Below are 19,249 nucleotides of genomic sequence, written 5' to 3'. Positions count from 1 at the left end.
GCAAAAGTTTGGTAATGTCAATTGAAGTTAGGTCTATTTCAAAATCTTACAAAAATCAGTCAGTCTTAAAAAATATAGATTTTAAGATTTCTAAAGGCGAAGTTGTTGGTCTGCTTGGACCCAATGGTGCAGGAAAATCTACTCTGATGAAAATATTGACCGGATTTATAAGTCCAACGTCTGGTGAAGCTAGCATCAATGGTTTGAAATTGACTGAAGCAAAAACTGAAATCCAAAAACAGATTGGCTATTTGCCTGAGCATAATCCTATCTATTTGGAGATGTACATTAAAGAATATTTAGATTTTCACGCAAAAATCTTCAACAGTTCAAGAGAAAGAATAGATAAAGTTATAGAACAAACTAAATTGAATAATGAAATTGGAAAGCGAATTTATCAATTATCTAAAGGTTACAGACAACGCGTCGGCCTTGCCGCTGCTTTATTGCATGATCCAAACATTCTAATTCTTGACGAGCCAACGACGGGTCTAGATCCAAATCAACTTATCGAAATAAGAGACTTGATAAAGTCCATCAGTAAAAACAAAACAATACTCTTGTCTACTCACATCATGCAGGAAGTAGAAGCCATTTGTGATAGAGTCATCATCATTAATAAAGGTGAAATAGTTTCTGATAAAAAACTTGAAGATCTTAAGGATTCTTCACAACAAGTGATAGAAGTCGAGTTTAATTATCGCATCGAAGAAGTTGCACTCAAGGAAATTGGTAAGGTGAGTAACATCATTAATACAACTCGGTTTAAATATGAGATAACTTTCGAAACCACAGTGGACAAACGTCCTGATGTATTTGATTTTGCTCATGATAAAGGCTTGAAAATTATTGAGCTTCACAAAAAAAATAAGAATCTTGAAAGTCTATTCATAGATTTGACTAAAGACGCTTAAACTTATAAACACGAATTTTTACAGTAGAAAATCTCATCCTTAACTATGAAAAGAAATTTCAAATCCTATATCACGATAAGTTTAAAAGGTTTGGGCATGGGAGCTGCAGACGTTGTTCCTGGTGTTTCCGGAGGAACTATTGCTTTTATAACAGGCATTTATGAAGAGCTTGTTACTACTATTGCCAATGTAGATTTAAGTTTGATCAAAACCTGGAAAAAAAATGGGTTTTCAGGCATGTGGAAACAATTGAATGGAAATTTCATTTTAGCTTTACTTACTGGTATATTCCTGAGTGTATTTACTTTGATGAAGCTCACAAATTATCTGTTAGAAACCTACCCTATAGTGGTTTGGTCTTTTTTCTTTGGCTTAGTGGTAGCTAGTGTATGGTATGTTGGAAAACAGATAGACCGTTGGACTTTAAAGTTAATCAGTTTCGCTGTTATCGGTTTTATTATCGCGTTTGGAATAACATTATTAGCCCCAGCACAGGGCATCGATCATCCACTCTATTTCTTGCTTTGCGGAGCAATTGCCATCTGTGCCATGATTCTACCTGGTATTTCTGGAGCCTTTATTCTTGTTTTGATGGGAGGTTACAAATCCATAACTGAAGCGGTTTCAGAATTAAATTTTCAAGTTATAGGTCTTGTTGGACTGGGAGCAATTATCGGAATTTTGAGTTTTTCCAGGATTCTGAAGTGGTTATTTAATAATTATAAATTAATCACTCTAGCTATATTGACCGGTTTTATTGCCGGATCTCTCAACAAAATATGGCCTTGGAAAAAAGTTATTGATTCTGAAATCATAAAAGGCAAAGTTGTTATTTTGGATGAAACTTCAGTCCTACCACAGTATTATGACGGCGATCCTAAACTTATTTTTGCTATGGTAGCTGCTGTTTTAGGTTTTATATTGATATTGGCTTTAGAAAAAATTGCACAAAAACAACCCTTATCCAATGCAAAGCACTAGAACATTTAATGATAAGATTTTCCTTTTTCTGAAGGGACTTGCCATGGGAGCTGCCAATAAAGTTCCAGGAGTCTCCGGAGGGGTAGTTGCTTTTGTTGCTGGGTTTTATGAAGAGTTTATTTATTCTCTTCAGAAATTTAATCTGAAGTCTTTAAAGCTTCTTCTGAACGCCAGGTTTGTAAGTTTTTTTCAATACATCAATGCAAAATTCCTTTTCATTCTCATCCTGGGAATGATCTTCAGCTATTTCAGTATTTCCAAGTTATTGGATTTTTTTATACAACATTATGAGCTATACGTTTGGTCTACTTTCTTTGGAATGATCATCGGCTCGATATATTACATAGGAAAGGATTTTAAAATAAGAACTATTAAAACTATTCTTTTTATTGTTTTGGGAATACTAGCTGGTCTAAGCATCAGTTTTTTGAAACCTGCGACAGAAAATGATCATTTGCTTTTCGTGTTTTTCTGTGGAATTATAAGCGTTTCCGGAATGACTCTTCCTGGACTATCCGGCTCTTTTATCCTTATTCTTCTTGGCAATTACGTCTTGTTACTCGTTGACTCTGTAAACGCACTTTATGACACGATTGCAGATATTGTAAAGCTGGACTTCTCATTTACTGGAGATCCTAAAAGAGTGAGATTACTGCAAGTTTTAGGTTCTTTTACAGCAGGTTCTATTTTTGGGTTGATTACACTATCTCACTTACTCAACTTCGTTCTTAAGTATTATAAGAAAATTACTTTTTCAATCATAATTGGTTTTATAACAGGAAGTTTAGGCGTAGTTTGGCCCTGGAAAGAAAAAGTGTATAAAACAAACGAAGCCGGAGTCATTGTCAAAGATACAAATGGTGATCCTGTTTTAGATAATTACGCTAGATTTTGGCCAGATCTGTCTGAAGCAAGCACATGGATTGCTTTTGCTTTTATTATATTAGGAATTTTAATAGTTTTGAGCCTTGCCTGGTACGGTAAGCAAAGTAAAAAAAGATAGCACATGACAACATACGGACTTATAGGGAAAAATATAGATTATTCTTTTTCAAAATCATATTTCAATACCAAATTTCATAATGAAGCTATCAAGGCTAAATACATCAATTATGATATTGACGACATTAAGGAAATAAAACAGATTGTCAATAACTCGATTGAATTGGCTGGACTTAATGTAACGATACCCTACAAAGAAGAGGTAATTCCATACCTAGATGAAATTGATTCACAGGCGGAACGCATCGGTGCCGTAAATACAATTAAGATAGAAAATAAAAAATTGATTGGATACAATACAGATGTTTTTGGATTTACAAAATCCATTTTCTCACTCATTGCACCAAACCATGAAGCAGCCTTAATTTTAGGAACTGGTGGTGCTGCTAAAGCAATCAGGCATGCATTAGTGTCGATGGGATACAATATCAATCTTGTTTCCAGAGATAAAGAAAAAGGAGATTATACTTATGAGGAGTTGACTTCAGATATAATAAAAAATCATCAACTTATAGTGAATTGCACACCTCTTGGCACACATCCGGATGTTAATCAATTCCCTCCTATTCCTTTTGAATTTATTGATGAAAGACACCTTCTATACGATCTGATCTATAATCCTTCAATCACTAGTTTTCTTGCTCAAGGTAAAGAAAAAGGAGCTCAAATTATCAATGGAGAGCAAATGCTCATTGCTCAGGCTGAAAAAGCTTGGGAAATATGGAATGAATAAAAAATAATTCCTCCTCTATTCTTCCCCTCTCAAGGAGTGGAATTTTACTTTTAATATAGCTCCCTTCCCTTTGGGAAGTATTAGAGATAGGACTTATTCATTAGTAAAACTTCTTATACTTGTATTTAGCTGCAATACCAAGTAGAATCCACGCAGCAAATGCTATGATGATAAATTGATAACTGATAATTTGATCTCCACTTGCGTATGAGTGCAAACCAGTTAGATAAAAATTAACTCCAAAGTAAGTCATCAGTATAGATCCAAATGCGATAACTGCAGCCCAGTTGAATGCGAACAAGCCTCTCAAACCTGGCACTAGACGCATGTGAATTACAAAGGCGTAAACGAAAATACTGATAAGTGCCCAGGTTTCTTTGGGATCCCAGCCCCAGTATCTACCCCAGCTCTCATTGGCCCATTGACCACCTAAGAAATTACCTATAGTCAACATTACAAGTCCAACAGTAAGCGCTAATTCATTGATGATCGTTAACTCCTGGATATTCAACTTCATTTTCTTGAAGTTAGATTTATTCGTTGCAATAATTAGAATGAGAGAAACCAAACCTATAATGGCACCTAATGCAAATGGACCGTAACTTCCTACAATAACAGCCACGTGAATCATTAACCAATACGAGTCTAAAACGGGTTGCAAATTACCAATACTTGGATCTAACCAGTTCCAGTGCGCCACCATAAGTATAATGGAAGTTACAAAAGCAGTAGAACCCATCGTCAGATCACTTTTACGTCCAAACGCCAGACCAAAGAACATCGTAGCCCAAGCCACATAAATCATGCTTTCATACGCATTACTCCAGGGTGCATGTCCTGAAATATACCAACGCGCAGCAAGTCCTGCTGTGTGAGCAACAAATAAAATAATGAGAAGAACTTTACTCGTCGTAATTACATACTTATTGAGCTTATTTTCTTTAAAAATTCTCATGATCACAAATACGATCATGATCAAACTCACATAAAGGTATAGCTGAAAGAGGATATTAAAAATATCAATTTTATTATAGAGAATTTCAGCTTTCACCTTGTCCTCTGCTGGCATAACTTCTTCTCCATACTTTTTTTGAAATGACTTCAGGCTTAAAAGCAATTCATTCGATTGTTCATAATCTCCTGTTTGCCTAGCACTCCTCAAGGATTGCATGTAGAGTGGTAAGATTTGCTTAGTGTAAAGCGTGTCTACACCAGTAAAATATCTTTCCTCATCAAGCTCCGGAAAGGCTACCCACTTGTTATTCGGATGATCTGGTATTGGAAATATTTTGAATTGCTTGCCAAGTAAAGTATTGTAAATCAAATTCACCTTTTCATCTGCGGTGATAAAGTCTTTTTGGAATTGATTAGGAACGGCTGCTTTGTATGCATCATCTAGATACTTTCCTAATTTGTATTCTGCAGTTTTGGGTTCGAAAAAATCAGTTAAAGAAACATATTTGATATCTTCTTCAACACCAAGAACATGATGTAAACTGTCATTTTTAGCTTTAATGGAAATAAGAGGTGCAGAATACCAAATATTAGGGTTTTCGATCATTGACAATAAGACTTGATCGCTATTCAATTCATTATACTCATCTTTTTTTCCGAGTTTTCTAAGTAATTCCGAAGAATATGTATTGATAGGTTTCATTCTACCCCCATAATCCTGGATGATGAGTTCACCAAATTTGGCAGCATGCTTTTTGTCTACTTTATTGGCTTGAATCATTTTGATGACCTTGTCATAATCTACTTCAGGGATCATCTCATGAGTAGCGTGGTCTACGTTTGTTTCACCTTCCTGAACCTGATTAGGCTCCTCAACAACATTTCCATTTTGAGTTTGAGCAAAACCCGTCATTCCAAACAACAGAATGAATACACTAGCTAATTTTGCTTTCTTCTGTTTGATTTTATCCAATTTTTTCCTTATATCTCCAAATCTTGATCCTCTATCCACCATAATCGCCATCATTCCCAGATATAATAAAAAATATCCTATGTAAGTTATCCAGGTGCCCCACCAGTCATTGTTTACAGACAAAATAGTTCCTCCTTCATCTGGATCGAAAGAAGATTGGAAAAAACGATAGCCCTTATGGTCTAAAACATGATTCATGTAAATATCGTAAGGATAAGAATTACTACCGTCCACTACTTCAACTTTACTCATAAAAGATTCGTAACTAGGTTGCCTTCTATCTTCAGTTCCTGGATGTTTTTTAGCGATAAAATCGTTGAGTTTTAAAGCAAATGGGAGTTCTACATCTTTACTACCATAACTCATATAAACTTCAAAACCACCAACACTTAGTTTTTTCATATCCATTTGGTAACCTTTACCACCAAGCAATCCTAATTTTTCAGTTTCACCATTGGCAGTCACTTGAACGAAAATACCATCTGGATCATTTTTAGTTACCATTTCTTTTTGAACTAAATCATATCGTCCTTTAATCGCTGGATCAGGAATCACAAACTGCATGCCTCCAACATTATATAAAGACCGCAATTGTAGATCCTGAATAGAATCAACTGCTAGCTGTCCCTTTTCCTGATCGGCCATTCGCATCCAGTCCCCTTCAAATGGTGAAGTGATAGTAAACCCTACTTCATTATTCCCTATTATATTGATAGCTCCATCGGTTTGTTTATTGAAAGCAAATAGAATATTATGAATATTGGCAACTTCACCAGCTTTCAAAAAGTGATCGTGTCTATTGCCTTCACCAGCTTCAACAATCTTCAGGAAATAGTCTCCTGTTTCATCTTCTACAACCCCTTCTTCGGCACCCTGAATAAATTCAAGGAATTCTATTTTAACTGGCGTTCCGTTATAATCTGTCTTAATCGTTTTTCCTGCGGTAATTGCAGGCCCAAGATTGATATTAAATTCCTGCTTTTTCCTCAAAGGTTCTCCATCAATCTCACCATCAATAAAAGTTGACAAATAAGTTTTTTCTGAAAGCATTGTATTTTCAACTTCGCCTTCACGAATTGGCATAATGCCTTCTTCACCAATATAGCGTGTCACCCAAGCTCCTACTAAAATCAAGATGAAGGATAAGTGAAGTAGTAACGTGGTCCATTTCTTTTTCCTCAACAGTTTGTATCTAAAGATATTCCCAATAAAGTTGATGACAAAAAATACCATAATCACCTCAAACCACCAAGCATCATATATCCATTCTCTAGCGGTAACAGTTGTATAGGAATTTTCAATAAAAGTACCAACACCCATAGCAACCGCATAAATGATAAAAAGCACTGCCATCAATCGAGTTGAAAACAGTATATCTTTAATTTTTTTCTCTAGCATAGTTTCTAAAATACGAACTGCAAATATACTTAATACAAGAGGATTTTTAAACCATAGACCTGGTTACGAACGTTGAAGTTGTGTTAATTAAAAACTCTGAAATCCAAATACTTGATGTTAATATTTTAAACAATTATCAACACCTAAGATTAAAATTCAATGACATCCTTTGCTTTTAAGAATTACTATAAATATTAATTATGGGATCCTTGAGTTTCCATTTTAGAATTAAAAATGAACACTACCTTTGTTTGAAAGAATTAAAACTTACAGTGAATGTTTTCAATAGTCATTTTAGGAACTGGTAACGTGGCTACCCATATGTTTCAAGCTTTTCAAGCTTCAAGTGAATGCTCTGTGATTCAGGTTTATAATCATCAACCTGATTCCTTGCAAGTCTTTGAAAAATCTACAGCTACAACCACAAATTTATCTGAACTAAAACAAGCGGATTTATACCTGCTTTGTTTAAAAGACGACGTCATCGAAAAGCTGGCAAACCAAATTCAAACAAATTCTGGAATTATTGCTCACACTTCTGGCAGTCAGTCTATATTAGAGTCAGCTAATTCCGGAGTTTTTTATCCGCTTCAAACGTTTTCTAAAGGCTCTAAGCTGGATTATTCTAAAATTCCAATCTGTCTGGAGGCAAATTCAGAAGAAAATTTAAAAATCCTGAGGGCTATTGGAAAATGTATTTCTACAGAAATTTTTGAAATCAATTCTGCTCAACGTCAAACTTTACATCTCTCCGCAGTTTTTGTTTGCAATTTCACCAATCACCTCTACTCTATTGGAGAGTCTATTTGTAAAGAAGATAACATGCCGTTTGACATTTTGAAAGCATTGATACAGGAAACATCAAAAAAGATTGAGTCCAATTCTCCTTCAGATGTTCAAACCGGTCCTGCGATCAGGAAAGATCAAAGCACGATTAAAAGGCACCTAGGTCAATTACAAAATAAAATACATAAAGATATTTATCAACTTCTTACACAATCAATTATACAAAAGCATGACTAATTATAAAGAATTACTAAACAAAGTCACCACATTTGCCTTCGACGTGGACGGCGTATTCACCAATGGTGCTCTACAAATATCTACCTCTGGAGACCTTATAAGAACCATGAACGTTAAGGATGGTTTCGTCGTAAAAGAAGCCCTGAAAGCCGGGTACGAAATTATTGTTATTTCTGGCGGGACTAATGAAATGGTAAGGACCCGACTCAAAGATTTAGGGGTGACCAACATTCACTTAGGGGTTGCCGACAAAGTCGAATGTCTGGAAGAGTTTCTTGATGTTTACGATATCAAGCCCGAACACGTGGCCTACATGGGAGATGATATTCCTGATATTTATCCGATGAAAATGGTTGGCTTGGCCACCTGTCCACAAGATGCAGTACCAGAAGTAAAAGCGGTTTCAGATTACGTTTCGCATAGAAAAGGTGGCGAAGGTTGTGTGAGAGACCTTATCGAACAGGTGCTAAAAACTCAGGGAAAGTGGAAGTTCTAAGCACTAATCGATAAGCTAGATGCATATTCTCAATCTTATAAGATGGAAAAATTTACTGCTCTTGCTATTTACTGCAGGACTTATAAGATTTGCTTTGGTGCCAGGTTTTGGGGTCCCACTAGAATTAAACCTGTTTCATTACAGTCTACTTGCTTTATCTATAGTTTTTGTAGCCTCTGGAGGAAATATCATCAATGATTTTTTTGACGTCACCACCGACAGCATCAACAAACCCGACAAGCTTATTATCGATAAAGTGATTTCAAGAAAGCTAGCCTTGAGGCTTTATTTCGTATTTAATGTTCTTGGGCTAGGAATTGCATTATATCTTTTTGTGATACAGCCATTTAAGCATATTTGGCTGGTGTTTTACATTATTGTGTTTTCGCCGCTTGCACTTGCCTTTTATTCCATATGGTTGAAGCGCGTTGCTGTTTTAGGGAATTTACTGGTTAGCTTATTAGTTGGTCTAAGTCTGTTTTGTTTGGGAATAGCTTTAATCGATAAAGTCAATTATCCTGTGGCTTTTTTTACATTATTAGTCTATTCTTTTCTTGCTTTTCTTTTGAATTTGTGTCGTGAACTCATTAAAGATATAGAGGACATTAGAGGAGATTATTTTTGCATTATGAAAACCCTGCCTATTTTAATAGGAAAAAAACGAAGCAACTACGTTATATTCGGACTGCTTACCTTCACAATTTTAGTTTTACTATCCATAGTTTTGGCTTATTTCCTAAATCTGAATATTTTCATATTCTATGTATTTGTTCTAATTATTTTACCCTTGATTTTGATTTCAAAAAAAACCCTGGAAGCAAAATCTGCTAAGGATTACAGAAAAATTAGTTTCAATTTAAAACTTGTATTTTTAACCGGACTCTGTTCCATGCTAACATTTTTAATTTTATGATTTTAGACAATTTGAAGGACAAAGAAGTCATTTTGGCTTCAGGTTCACCAAGAAGACAAGAAATATTGAAATCCATTGGAGTCGATTTTAAAATTGAACTTCGCTCTGTGGATGAAGTATTCAGTGAGGAACTAAAACATCATGAAATCAGCGATTACCTTGCAGAATTAAAAGCAGATCAATTTGAGGATTTGAAACACAATCAAATTTTAATCACCGGTGACACAATCGTTTGGCACAATAATAAAGCTCTGAATAAGCCAAGTGACAAAGAAGAAGCTTACCAAATGCTAAAATCATTATCAAACGCCTCCCACGAAGTTATCTCATCGTTTTGCATCAAGACTGTTGAGAAAACAGAAACCTTTTTTGATTCCGCAGAAGTAAAATTCAAACCCCTCACAGACGATGAGATTTGGCATTACATAAATAATTATTCGCCTTTCGACAAGGCTGGAGCTTATGGCATACAGGAATGGATTGGCCAGATTGGCATTTCAGAACTAAAAGGTTCTTTCTATACCGTCATGGGATTTCCCATCCATTTGGTTTATGAAAAACTCTCACAAATTAAGTAGTAGAAAAAGCTAATTGCTTTTGCAACAGAAATATTTTTAAATTACAACGGATAAAAACATTACTAATGAAATATATTCTGATTTTATTACTCGTTAGCACTTATAGTTGCAAGACAGAACCTCAACCAGAGTCAAAGCTTAATGCAGGTGCCGAGCCACGAAATTTATCTGAAGCTTTTAAGTCTTATTGGTATGATGGTAAAGCAGAATTAACCAGTTATGATTTGGAATTTTACCGTTATGGAGAAAAGCGACATGGAAAAGGCATGATGATATTCGTCACAGAAGATTTTCTACCAGAGGCACAGGTAAAAGCCAACACAAAATCAGAAAAAACCGTTTCCGTAATGAAATTGAATTCTACTAAAAAATTTAATACTGGAATTTATCCCTACAGTATCATGCAAAGTGCTTTTTTGCCTTTAGAAAAGAAAACACCAGTACTGAAAGTCGCTTCCAGCATCCAAGAATGGTGTGGTCAATACTATGCACAACTCAATCACAAAACAGAATTCGAACTGGAAACACATTCTTATTTTGAAGGTGAAGCAGATTTGAGTTTTAAGATGAAGCCGACACTTACTGAAAATGAACTATGGATACAGCTGAGACTAGATCCAAGACAAATAAGGGCTGGTCAGCACGAATTACTCCCTGATTTTTCTTTCCTTCGTCTTAATCATAAAGAGTTTAGAGCTTACGAAGCTTCCATTGAACAAACTGAAGAAGATTATATTCAGACCACTATTAATTATGAAAATCTAGGCAGGATAGTTAAGATTTATCAAGAAAAAACTTTCCCTTTTGCTATTGAGAAATGGGAAGAAATTGAAATAAACAAGGCGGATACACTAACTTCTACCGCAAAGAAAATTAAAACGCTTAAAACCAAATACTGGCAGCAAAACTCCAACAAATATTTACATTTGCGTGATAGTCTAAGCTTATAACTTCATGATAAAAGACGTTTTTTTTGAATACGAATATCAAATCATCTGGACCACTGTTGTAGTGGTTGGATTATTGCTACTGAGATTAGGACTCAAACAATCTGCAAAGCGCATTGCCAAAAGAGATGAGCTTAACTTTGCAAGAACCAGACTTATTTTCAAATACATAAATGTTCTGGTATCCTTCATCGCTTTGTTTTCCTTACTTCTTATCTGGGGTGTGAAAGTTCAAGAACTAGCTCTGATTTTCTCCTCTGTTTTTGCCGTTATAGGAATTGGTCTTTTTGCTGTGTGGTCGATCTTAAGCAATATCACTTCCGGAGTCATCATGTTTTTTTCCTTTCCCTATAAAATTGGAGATAAAATCAAAATTCACGATAAGGATTCACCAATAGACAATGTCATTATTGAGGACATAAAAGCTTTTCAATTACATTTAAGAACAGATAAAGGTGAATTAGTAACTTATCCTAACAATCTATTTTTACAAAAACCAGTAACATTACTCAAAAAAGATGCTTTGCTGGAACGGGGTGAAAATATAGATCGTTAAAAAGCATTGAAATAATTCAATATTCACCCTTGAGCCTAGTATATTTGATTAAAATTTTTTGAAATGATAAGATTTATTGTCTGCAGTTTTTTAATTTTGATAAGTTATTCTTCATATTCACAAGCTCCGGACAAGCCATCTTCATCAGAAATTTTCCAAAACCTTAAAGAATTAAACTTTCTAGGAAATGTCCTTTATATAGCTGCTCATCCAGATGATGAGAACACAAGCTTAATTACTTATTTCTCAAAAGAACTAAACGCTAAAACCACCTATCTATCCTTAACTAGAGGTGACGGAGGACAAAACCTTATAGGTCCTGAGCTTGGTGAAAAGCTAGGAATTATTCGAACTCAGGAATTGCTTAATGCCAGAAAGATTGATGATGGCCAACAGTGGTTTTCAAGAGCTATCGATTTTGGATTTTCTAAAACCCCGGAGGAGACTCTCAAAATTTGGGATAAAGAAAAAATTCTTTCTGATGTGGTCTGGGCTATAAGAAATCACCGGCCGGATGTCATCATCAATCGTTTCGACCACAGGACTTCAGGCAATACACATGGACATCATACCTCATCAGCACTTTTGAGCATGGAAGCTTTCAGCATTGCAGGAGAAAAAGATCAATTTACTTCTCAGCTCGATTATGTAGAGCCTTGGTCTCCAAGACGTAGCTTTTTCAACACTTCCTGGTGGTTTTACGGTAGTCAGGAAGCTTTTGAGAAAGCTGATAAATCCAATTTTATCGAATTGGAAATCAATAAATATTACCCTCTCGAAGGCTTATCCAATAACGAAATTTCTGCTTTAAGTAGGAGTCAGCATAAATCACAAGGGTTTGGCAATACTGGTTCTCGTGGTGATAAAATTGAATACATAGAACTGATCAACGGAGAGTCAATTGATGGAAATAATCCCTTTGCTGGAATAGACACCTCTTGGAACCGAATACCAGAAGGGAAAAAAATCGGCAAAATCTTGTACCAGGTAGAGCAAGATTATGATTTCAAACAACCGTGGAAAGTTGTTCCAGAATTATTGAAAGCTAAAAAATTGATAAATGAAATCGATGATAAATTCTGGAGAGAGCAAAAAAGCGAACAGATAAAGTCGGTGATTACGGCCTGTCTTGGCCTTTTTGTAGAAGCAAAAAGTAAATTAGCTTATGCTACGCCAGGTGATGTTATAGATTTGGAATTTGAGCTCATCAATCGTAGTCCTGCAAAAATTCAATTAAAGTCGATCTCTCATTCGGGTCAAGAGATTAATATCAACTCGACTCAACTCGAAAATAATTATGACTACAAATTTTCAAGTCAGTTAGAATTAAATTCAGAAGAGAACTTCACAACGCCTTATTGGCTTGAAAATAAGGCCAAACTAGGAATTTATGCTGTGAATGATCAAAACCTAATAGGTTTGCCAGAGACTCCAAAACCGATTCTTTTTACCTTTGAATTTGATATTAATGGAGAAGCTTTTGCTTTTACCAAACCTCTTATCTATAAGTACAATGATCCTGTAAAAGGGGAAGTTTATCAGGACTTTGAAATCCTACCTGATGCTTCTATTAGCCTGAAAGAGTCTGTTTATATCTTCAAAAATTCCAATCAAAAAACGATAGATGTTGAAGTGAAGGCATATGCTGATGGTTTGAGTGGAAAACTTGAATTGAATAGTTCTGAAAATTGGAATATCTCCCCAAAATTTCATGAAATCAGTTTAACAAATAAAGGTGAAAGTAAAACTTTTACTTTTCAGATTACACCAAATTCATTTGGAAAAGCGAAAGTAAAACCTCTTTTAAAATTAAAAGATAAAGCTCTTTCCTATAAAGTTACTAAGCTCGATTATGACCATATTGGAACTCACAATATTGTTGAGGAATCTTCTGCTCAGCTCGTTAATCTTGACATAAAGATCAGTAATAAAAAGATTGCTTACATCAGCGGAGCAGGCTCAAGTGTCCCTGCCAACCTTAGAGATCTTGGATTTGATATTGAAGAATTTTCACCTGAAACGATTTCTGAAGAATTATTGAAAAATTTTGATGTTGTCATCATGGGGATTAGAGCTTACAATATCCATGAAGTTTTGGCCTACAAGCAGGAAATCTTGTTTGAATTTGTTGAAAATGGTGGAACCATGATTGTCCAGTATAACACCAACCGAGGCCTAAAAACTGAGAATGTTGCTCCATTTCCAATGCGGATTTCTCGTGATCGGGTAACAGAAGAAAAAGCAGAAGTAAGATTCATCAATCCAGAACACACGGTTCTTAATTTTCCAAACAAAATAGCACAAGAAGATTTTGAGGGTTGGGTGCAGGAACGTGGCTTATACTTTCCGGATCAATGGTCAGAGGACTTGACGCCTGTTTTATCTATGAATGATAAAAATGAATCCCCCAAACAAAGTAGCATTTTGGTCGCCATGTACGGTCAAGGACATTATGTTTACACAGGCTTAAGTTTTTTTAGAGAACTACCGGCAGGAGTAGTAGGAGCTTACAAATTGATGGCTAACTTAATTTCTATAAAATAATATGTCTGAAAAGCCTGAAAAATACTTTTGGAAATCTGCCTATACCTGGATTCTTATCTGCAATGCGATCTACATTTTGGGCTTTTATATTTTCATGAATTGGTTTCAAAATTAAAACAGATTCATGGAGACTTTAGACTTTATCATTTTGTTTGCGACCCTTGCTTTTATAGTCATTTATGGGAGCCTGAAGTCCAGAAAAAACGCCAATGTAGATGATTTTATAAAGGGTGGAAATAAATCCAGGTGGTGGACTGTTGGTCTGTCTGTCATGGCAACTCAGGCCAGTGCCATCACTTTTTTATCGACTCCTGGGCAAGCATTTCATGATGGGATGGGTTTTGTTCAGTTTTATTTTGGCCTACCCATAGCAATCATTATTATTTGTCTGGTTTTCCTTCCTATTTACCATAGGCTCAAAGTATATACGGCCTATGAGTATTTGGAATCCCGCTTCGATCTGAAAACCAGAAGTCTTACGGCTGGTTTATTTTTAATTCAAAGAAGTTTGGCTGCTGGAATTACCATTTATGCGCCCTCGATCATCTTATCTGCAGTTTTAGGTTGGAACCTATTTTATCTTAATATAATGATCGGGATTTTAGTCATCATTTACACGGTGACTGGAGGAACACAGGCGGTCAATGTCACTCAGAAGCAGCAAATGGCGGTTATTTTTCTTGGCTTAATCACTGCTTTCGTACTGATATTCTCCTACTTGCCAGACGAAATAACCTTCAATAAAGCAATGAAAATTGCCGGAGCAAATAATAAATTGGATGTTTTAGACTTTTCTTTCAACTTTGATAACCGCTATACGTTTTGGAGCGGCATCATTGGGGGAAGTTTTTTAGCTCTATCCTATTTTGGGACAGACCAAAGCCAGGTACAGCGATATTTGTCTGGGAAAAGCTTAAGAGAAAGTCAGATGGGTTTGATTTTCAATGCCATCTTGAAAGTGCCTTTGCAGTTTTTTATTTTGCTTATTGGGGTTATGGTTTTTGTGTTTTATCAATTCAATTATTCCCCTATCAATTTCAATCCGGCAGCTAAAGATGCTGTGACAGCTTCAGAATATAAATCTGAATTTGAAGCTCTAGAATCCCAATTAACAAGTATTCAGGATAAAAAAACAATTTTAGCAAATCAATTTGCAAATGAATTATCTCCTGCTGAAAGTGATAATTTACAAACACAACTCAGTCAACTAAACACCGAAGAATTTGAATTAAGAGATCAGGCCAAAGAGATTATTTCTAAAGTGGATGAAAAAATTGAAACCAACGATAAAGACTACGTGTTTATTCATTTCATTATCAATAATTTACCGAAAGGCCTGGTGGGATTGTTACTAGCCGTAATACTTTCTGCGGCAATGTCATCTACAGCATCCGAGCTCAATGCTTTAGCTTCAACCACAACCATAGACTTGTATAAAAGGAATAAGAAAGGAGCTATGAGTGATAAGCATTATGTCAACTCTACCAAACTATTTACTTTAGGCTGGGGAATTTTTGCCATCATATTTGCCTGTACAGCCAGTCTATTTGACAACTTAATTCAACTTGTGAATATTATAGGGTCTATATTCTATGGTAATGTTTTAGGTATTTTTCTATTGGCGTTTTTTATCACTTATGTAAAAAGCCGAGCCGTATTTATTGCTGCAATTATAACTCAAGTCATCGTACTTGTTGGCTATTCTGAAGACTGGATGCCTTATTTATGGTTGAACTTGTTCGGGTGTGGATTAGTGGTAGGTATTGCCATTTTGATACAATTTTTCACAAAAAAACCGACTCAAAAAGTTGAATCGGCTTAAAAATAAGAAACTGCTTTTATTATTTAGCACCCCATTCCTTTAACGAATCTTCATTCATTTTGATGTAATCTGCATTACCAGCCTTTTTTGCTCCGGCTAATGAAGCCTTCGCCGTCTCGACCGCTTTATCCTTTTTGCCATTGGCAGCATAGATTAACGATTGCTGTCTAAGCATCCAATATGGCTTGTTTTCAGACATTGCCATACCTTTCTCCATCCATTCCTCAGCTTGACCTAGGTCTTTGTTTGCACTTAAATAATAAATAGCAGAATTGAAATAATCATTAGCAGAAGGACCGTCCATTACTGACTTGATGTTCGACATTACAAGTTCGTCTGTTGGAAAATCGATTGGAACTTCTACCATTGTTTTTTCCCAAGATATCTTTAAATGGGCTTTTTCCAGATTAATATTGTCGACACCAATTGTAAAGGTTTCGACATGGTGGTTTAGAGTTTTTGTGGGAACATTGATCATTGCAACTACTGCGTCCTCGTTCCAGGTCACTGGTAATCCCCAGTTGTCAATGTCTTCATAGAAAAAGACATCCCAGTTGTCTTTTTTTGGAACACTAAATACCGCATAGCTTCCTGCAGAAAGTAGTTGACCTTGAACTTCAACGTCATCTGAAAAAGTAATAATTGTGTTTTCGTTTGCACCAGTTCGCCATTGTTTATCAAATGGCACAAGCTCTCCAAAAACGACTCTTCCGTTGGCTGATGGTCTAGAATAAGCAACCATCACTTCTGAAAGACCAACATTTTGGGTCAAAGTGGAGTTAGGACTAGGCTGTGGAGTTTCAATTTGAGAATATGCAAAAACTGAAAATACCAATGTAAGTACTGTAAAAATTGTTTTCATGTCTGAATCTGTATTTAAATTTATTTATTCTGAAAGATAAGAATTTAAGTAGATCAAAAATCTGACATCTTGAAAAATAGTAATGGAATAAGCTTTTCTAAATACTTATCTTTGTGAAAAATTTTTAAAAAATGGATCTAAGTCTTATTCCAAAGTTAAAACATACCAAGTCTTCCAACTTTTTTCTTCTCGCGGGTCCTTGTGCCATTGAAGGTGAAGAAATGGCTTTAAAAATAGCTGAACGCATTGTCAAAATAACTGACAAACTAGAAATTCCTTTTGTATTTAAAGGTTCCTTTAAAAAAGCAAACCGAAGCAGAATAGATAGCTTTACTGGAATAGGTGATGAGAAAGCACTTAAGATTCTTGAAAAAGTAAGTAACACGTTTGATGTACCTACAGTGACAGATATTCACCAGGAAAGTGATGCTGCGATGGCCGCTGCTTACGTGGATGTGTTACAAATTCCAGCGTTTTTGGTAAGACAGACCGATCTTCTAGTGGCTGCTGCAGACACTGGAAAGGTTGTGAATCTTAAGAAGGGACAATTTATGAGTCCAGAAAGCATGCAGCACGCTGCTCAAAAAATTAAGGATTCTGGAAATGATAAAGTGATGATCACCGATCGTGGAACTATGTTTGGTTATCAAGATTTGATTGTTGACTTCAGAGGTATTCCTACAATGAGACGTTATGCTTCAACGGTTCTTGATGTTACACATTCTTTACAACAGCCTAACCAATCTTCTGGAGTGACAGGTGGAAGACCAGAAATGATAGAAACTATTGCCAGAGCAGGAATTGTAAATAACGTCGACGGTCTTTTTATAGAAACTCATTTTGACCCCAGTACTGCAAAAAGTGATGGAGCTAACATGCTAGACTTGGAATTGTTGGAAGGCCTGCTGACAAGACTTGTAAAAATCAGAAAGACAATCAATCAGTTTTAATCCTCTTTTTCTTCATTAAGATCAATCATATCATCCAAAGCGGAGTTGACTTCAGTCTCCGTTTTGGTGAGAATATTTTTACAGAATTTAATCAACTCTGAAGCCCGCTTCACTTTTTTAGTAAGCTCGTCTACAGAAACTGAATCATTTTCTATATCAGAAACTATAGTTTTTAGTTCTTGTAAGGCGCTTTCGTAGCTTTCAGTTTTTTTCATTAGATTCAATTTTTATTACGTCACTTTCAGCATAACCGTCAGCAAATATCGTTTTTAAATGATCTCCTGGCTTTAATTCTCTCGCAGATTTTATAATCCTATCGTTTACCAAATTCAGTGTATATCCACGTTGTAGTAAACGTTCTGGAGACAAAAGATTGAGTGTGGACGATAGGTAGTCAAGCTGTTGATCTTGGTTTATAATTTTACTTCTTGTTTCTTTTTCTAAGGTTTTAGATATTAAAACTAAGTCCTGGTCTTGCTTCTGAAACTTTTGTTTAGACAGCCAGCTAAGTTGGTAACTTGAGCGAGTCAGGCCATCGAGCTTTGTTTTCAAAAGTGAAGGAATCGTGGATTTGATTCGTTGTCTTTGCTCCTTCAAATTATATCTATGATTTTGCAAAAGAATGTTAACTTGTGTTTTAAATTCCTGGTGTTGATGCTTTAGGTCTAGCTGTTCTTCTTTCAGCTTGAATTTAACCAAACTTTGGATTTGCAAATTGAAGTTGTTAAGCTCAACTAAGCGTTCCTGAAATATTTTGATGAAAAAATAAGCCACATCTGTAGGGGTGATTTTATTGGCGTAAGTCACCATTTCTACAAGTGTTTCGTTGGTAGAATGTCCAATTCCAGAAATCACTGGCAGTGGAAACCTTGCTACTTTGGAAGCCAACACAAAGCTATCGTAGCAACTGAGTCCCACGTCTCCTCCTCCACCTCTTATTACAGTGACTACATCAAACTCTTTTTTCCTACTTTCAATAGTTTTCAAGGCTTCTGCAATAGAAGTAATAGCTTTGTCCCCTTGTAATAAAGCGGGAAAAAGTTCTATTTCAAAATTTAAATAAGAATATGATTCAGTGATGATGTTGATGAAGTCTTGGTAGCCCTTGCTTGTTTGCACAGAAATCACAGCTATACGCTTTGGAATTTTAGGAAAATTGAGCGATTTATTCAAGTCAAAAATTCCTTCTACTTTTAAACGCTTAAGGCTTTCCAGTTTTTCTTTAGCCATTTCACCAAGTGTAAAACTAGCATCAATATCCAGAATATTGAGGGAGAAACCATAATTGGGGTGGTAGTTGACTTTGGTTAAAATCAACACTGTCATGCCTTCAGAAATAGGTTTATTGGTGATTTCCTCAAACTGCTGAGCTATTCGCTTGTAGGTATCCGCCCAAATTGTGGCTCGCATCTGAGCTAAAACTTGTCCGTTTTGTTTTTCAACAAGATCTGGGTAACAATGCCCGCTTTTGGTATAGGCGTTTAATTTGGCTATTTCAGTTTTGATCCAGTAGGGCTTGTTGTAATGGGTTGTGATCATCCTCTGCAAACTTCGACCGATGTCCAAAAGTGTAAAAACAGAAATTTTAGAAGTTGATGACATT

The 19,249-nt window shown here is 35.7% G+C and carries 17 protein-coding genes; 13 read left to right on the top strand and 4 right to left on the bottom strand.

Features of this window, described 5'->3' with window-relative positions:
• Positions 1–14 precede the first annotated feature (14 nt).
• From gldA to aroE, 4 genes are read left to right on the top strand one after another with little or no spacing between them, the layout of a single operon-like run.
• The gene (gene gldA, locus LB452_RS04755; protein ID WP_224460582.1) at positions 15–914 is read left to right on the top strand and encodes a gliding motility-associated ABC transporter ATP-binding subunit GldA; all 900 of its coding nucleotides are present in this window, start codon (positions 15–17) and stop codon (positions 912–914) included.
• Positions 915–959: 45 nt separating this feature from the next.
• Positions 960–1,895, top strand: a complete 936-nt coding sequence (locus LB452_RS04750) for a DUF368 domain-containing protein (protein ID WP_224460581.1) — start codon at positions 960–962, stop codon at positions 1,893–1,895.
• Positions 1,882–2,898: a DUF368 domain-containing protein gene (locus LB452_RS04745; protein ID WP_224460580.1), complete on the top strand. Its 1,017-nt coding sequence runs from the start codon at positions 1,882–1,884 to the stop codon at positions 2,896–2,898. The genes LB452_RS04750 and LB452_RS04745 overlap by 14 nt, the downstream gene beginning before the upstream one ends.
• 3 nt (positions 2,899–2,901) lie before the next feature.
• Positions 2,902–3,630 carry a shikimate dehydrogenase gene (gene aroE / locus LB452_RS04740; RefSeq protein ID WP_224460579.1) on the top strand — a complete coding sequence of 243 codons (729 nt, stop codon included), beginning with the start codon at positions 2,902–2,904 and terminating at the stop codon, positions 3,628–3,630.
• 100 nt (positions 3,631–3,730) lie between these two features.
• On the opposite strand, the gene ccsA is transcribed toward aroE, so the two are convergent.
• On the bottom strand, positions 3,731–6,955 hold the full coding sequence (gene ccsA, locus LB452_RS04735) for a cytochrome c biogenesis protein (protein ID WP_224460578.1): 3,225 nt from the start codon (positions 6,953–6,955) through the stop codon (positions 3,731–3,733).
• Between the two features lie 276 nt (positions 6,956–7,231).
• Here ccsA and LB452_RS04730 point away from each other — a divergent pair, with 276 nt between their 5' ends.
• From LB452_RS04730 to LB452_RS04695, 8 genes are all read left to right on the top strand, one after another.
• On the top strand, positions 7,232–7,978 hold the full coding sequence (locus LB452_RS04730) for a Rossmann-like and DUF2520 domain-containing protein (RefSeq protein ID WP_224460577.1): 747 nt from the start codon (positions 7,232–7,234) through the stop codon (positions 7,976–7,978).
• Positions 7,971–8,474, top strand: coding sequence for a KdsC family phosphatase (locus tag LB452_RS04725; RefSeq protein WP_224460576.1), 504 nt, complete (start codon positions 7,971–7,973; stop codon positions 8,472–8,474). The genes LB452_RS04730 and LB452_RS04725 overlap by 8 nt, the downstream gene beginning before the upstream one ends.
• A 61-nt stretch (positions 8,475–8,535) precedes the next feature.
• Positions 8,536–9,387, top strand: a complete 852-nt coding sequence (locus LB452_RS04720) for a geranylgeranylglycerol-phosphate geranylgeranyltransferase (protein WP_224460575.1) — start codon at positions 8,536–8,538, stop codon at positions 9,385–9,387.
• Entirely contained in the window at positions 9,384–9,965 is a 582-nt protein-coding gene (locus LB452_RS04715; protein WP_224460574.1) for a Maf family nucleotide pyrophosphatase, read from the top strand. Before LB452_RS04720 ends, LB452_RS04715 begins: the two co-directional genes overlap by 4 nt.
• 65 nt (positions 9,966–10,030) lie before the next feature.
• Positions 10,031–10,915, top strand: coding sequence for a septum formation inhibitor Maf (locus LB452_RS04710; protein ID WP_224460573.1), 885 nt, complete (start codon positions 10,031–10,033; stop codon positions 10,913–10,915).
• Between the two features lie 4 nt (positions 10,916–10,919).
• Positions 10,920–11,468, top strand: coding sequence for a mechanosensitive ion channel domain-containing protein (locus tag LB452_RS04705; protein WP_224460572.1), 549 nt, complete (start codon positions 10,920–10,922; stop codon positions 11,466–11,468).
• A gap of 63 nt (positions 11,469–11,531) precedes the next feature.
• The gene (locus LB452_RS04700) at positions 11,532–14,012 is read left to right on the top strand and encodes a PIG-L family deacetylase (RefSeq protein WP_224460571.1); all 2,481 of its coding nucleotides are present in this window, start codon (positions 11,532–11,534) and stop codon (positions 14,010–14,012) included.
• Positions 14,013–14,136: 124 nt separating this feature from the next.
• Positions 14,137–15,834 (top strand): sodium:solute symporter, encoded by a 1,698-nt coding sequence (locus tag LB452_RS04695; protein WP_224460570.1) that lies wholly within the window; start codon positions 14,137–14,139, stop codon positions 15,832–15,834.
• Positions 15,835–15,853: 19 nt separating this feature from the next.
• Here the strand turns inward: LB452_RS04695 and LB452_RS04690 are convergent, their stop codons facing one another.
• On the bottom strand, positions 15,854–16,696 hold the full coding sequence (locus LB452_RS04690) for a DUF2911 domain-containing protein (RefSeq protein ID WP_224460569.1): 843 nt from the start codon (positions 16,694–16,696) through the stop codon (positions 15,854–15,856).
• 131 nt (positions 16,697–16,827) lie between these two features.
• On the opposite strand from LB452_RS04690, the gene kdsA reads away from it, so the two are divergent.
• Positions 16,828–17,646 (top strand): 3-deoxy-8-phosphooctulonate synthase, encoded by an 819-nt coding sequence (gene kdsA, locus LB452_RS04685; RefSeq protein WP_224460568.1) that lies wholly within the window; start codon positions 16,828–16,830, stop codon positions 17,644–17,646.
• Here kdsA and xseB read toward each other — a convergent pair.
• Both xseB and xseA read right to left on the bottom strand, forming a co-directional pair.
• On the bottom strand, positions 17,643–17,861 hold the full coding sequence (xseB, locus tag LB452_RS04680) for an exodeoxyribonuclease VII small subunit (protein WP_224460567.1): 219 nt from the start codon (positions 17,859–17,861) through the stop codon (positions 17,643–17,645). The genes kdsA and xseB overlap by 4 nt on opposite strands.
• The gene (gene xseA / locus LB452_RS04675; protein ID WP_224460566.1) at positions 17,848–19,248 is read right to left on the bottom strand and encodes an exodeoxyribonuclease VII large subunit; all 1,401 of its coding nucleotides are present in this window, start codon (positions 19,246–19,248) and stop codon (positions 17,848–17,850) included. Before xseA ends, xseB begins: the two co-directional genes overlap by 14 nt.
• Position 19,249: the final 1 nt, after the last annotated feature.

Origin of the sequence: Psychroflexus longus (assembly GCF_020164595.1) — a bacterium.
In the GTDB taxonomy this organism is placed as follows: domain Bacteria; phylum Bacteroidota; class Bacteroidia; order Flavobacteriales; family Flavobacteriaceae; genus Psychroflexus; species Psychroflexus longus.
This window is presented reverse-complemented; position numbering and strand designations above follow the sequence as displayed.

Excerpts from the sequence above, each read along its gene's own strand:
- gldA (WP_224460582.1), top strand. The coding sequence starts at position 15 with ATGTCAATTGAAGTTAGGTCTATTTCAAAATCTTACAAAAATCAGTCA.
- LB452_RS04750 (WP_224460581.1), top strand. The coding sequence starts at position 960 with ATGAAAAGAAATTTCAAATCCTATATCACGATAAGTTTAAAAGGTTTG.
- LB452_RS04745 (WP_224460580.1), top strand. The coding sequence starts at position 1,882 with ATGCAAAGCACTAGAACATTTAATGATAAGATTTTCCTTTTTCTGAAG.
- aroE (WP_224460579.1), top strand. The coding sequence starts at position 2,902 with ATGACAACATACGGACTTATAGGGAAAAATATAGATTATTCTTTTTCA.
- ccsA (WP_224460578.1), bottom strand. The coding sequence starts at position 6,955 with ATGCTAGAGAAAAAAATTAAAGATATACTGTTTTCAACTCGATTGATG.
- LB452_RS04730 (WP_224460577.1), top strand. The coding sequence starts at position 7,232 with ATGTTTTCAATAGTCATTTTAGGAACTGGTAACGTGGCTACCCATATG.
- LB452_RS04725 (WP_224460576.1), top strand. The coding sequence starts at position 7,971 with ATGACTAATTATAAAGAATTACTAAACAAAGTCACCACATTTGCCTTC.
- LB452_RS04715 (WP_224460574.1), top strand. The coding sequence starts at position 9,384 with ATGATTTTAGACAATTTGAAGGACAAAGAAGTCATTTTGGCTTCAGGT.
- LB452_RS04710 (WP_224460573.1), top strand. The coding sequence starts at position 10,031 with ATGAAATATATTCTGATTTTATTACTCGTTAGCACTTATAGTTGCAAG.
- LB452_RS04705 (WP_224460572.1), top strand. The coding sequence starts at position 10,920 with ATGATAAAAGACGTTTTTTTTGAATACGAATATCAAATCATCTGGACC.
- LB452_RS04700 (WP_224460571.1), top strand. The coding sequence starts at position 11,532 with ATGATAAGATTTATTGTCTGCAGTTTTTTAATTTTGATAAGTTATTCT.
- LB452_RS04695 (WP_224460570.1), top strand. The coding sequence starts at position 14,137 with ATGGAGACTTTAGACTTTATCATTTTGTTTGCGACCCTTGCTTTTATA.
- LB452_RS04690 (WP_224460569.1), bottom strand. The coding sequence starts at position 16,696 with ATGAAAACAATTTTTACAGTACTTACATTGGTATTTTCAGTTTTTGCA.
- kdsA (WP_224460568.1), top strand. The coding sequence starts at position 16,828 with ATGGATCTAAGTCTTATTCCAAAGTTAAAACATACCAAGTCTTCCAAC.
- xseB (WP_224460567.1), bottom strand. The coding sequence starts at position 17,861 with ATGAAAAAAACTGAAAGCTACGAAAGCGCCTTACAAGAACTAAAAACT.
- xseA (WP_224460566.1), bottom strand. The coding sequence starts at position 19,248 with ATGTCATCAACTTCTAAAATTTCTGTTTTTACACTTTTGGACATCGGT.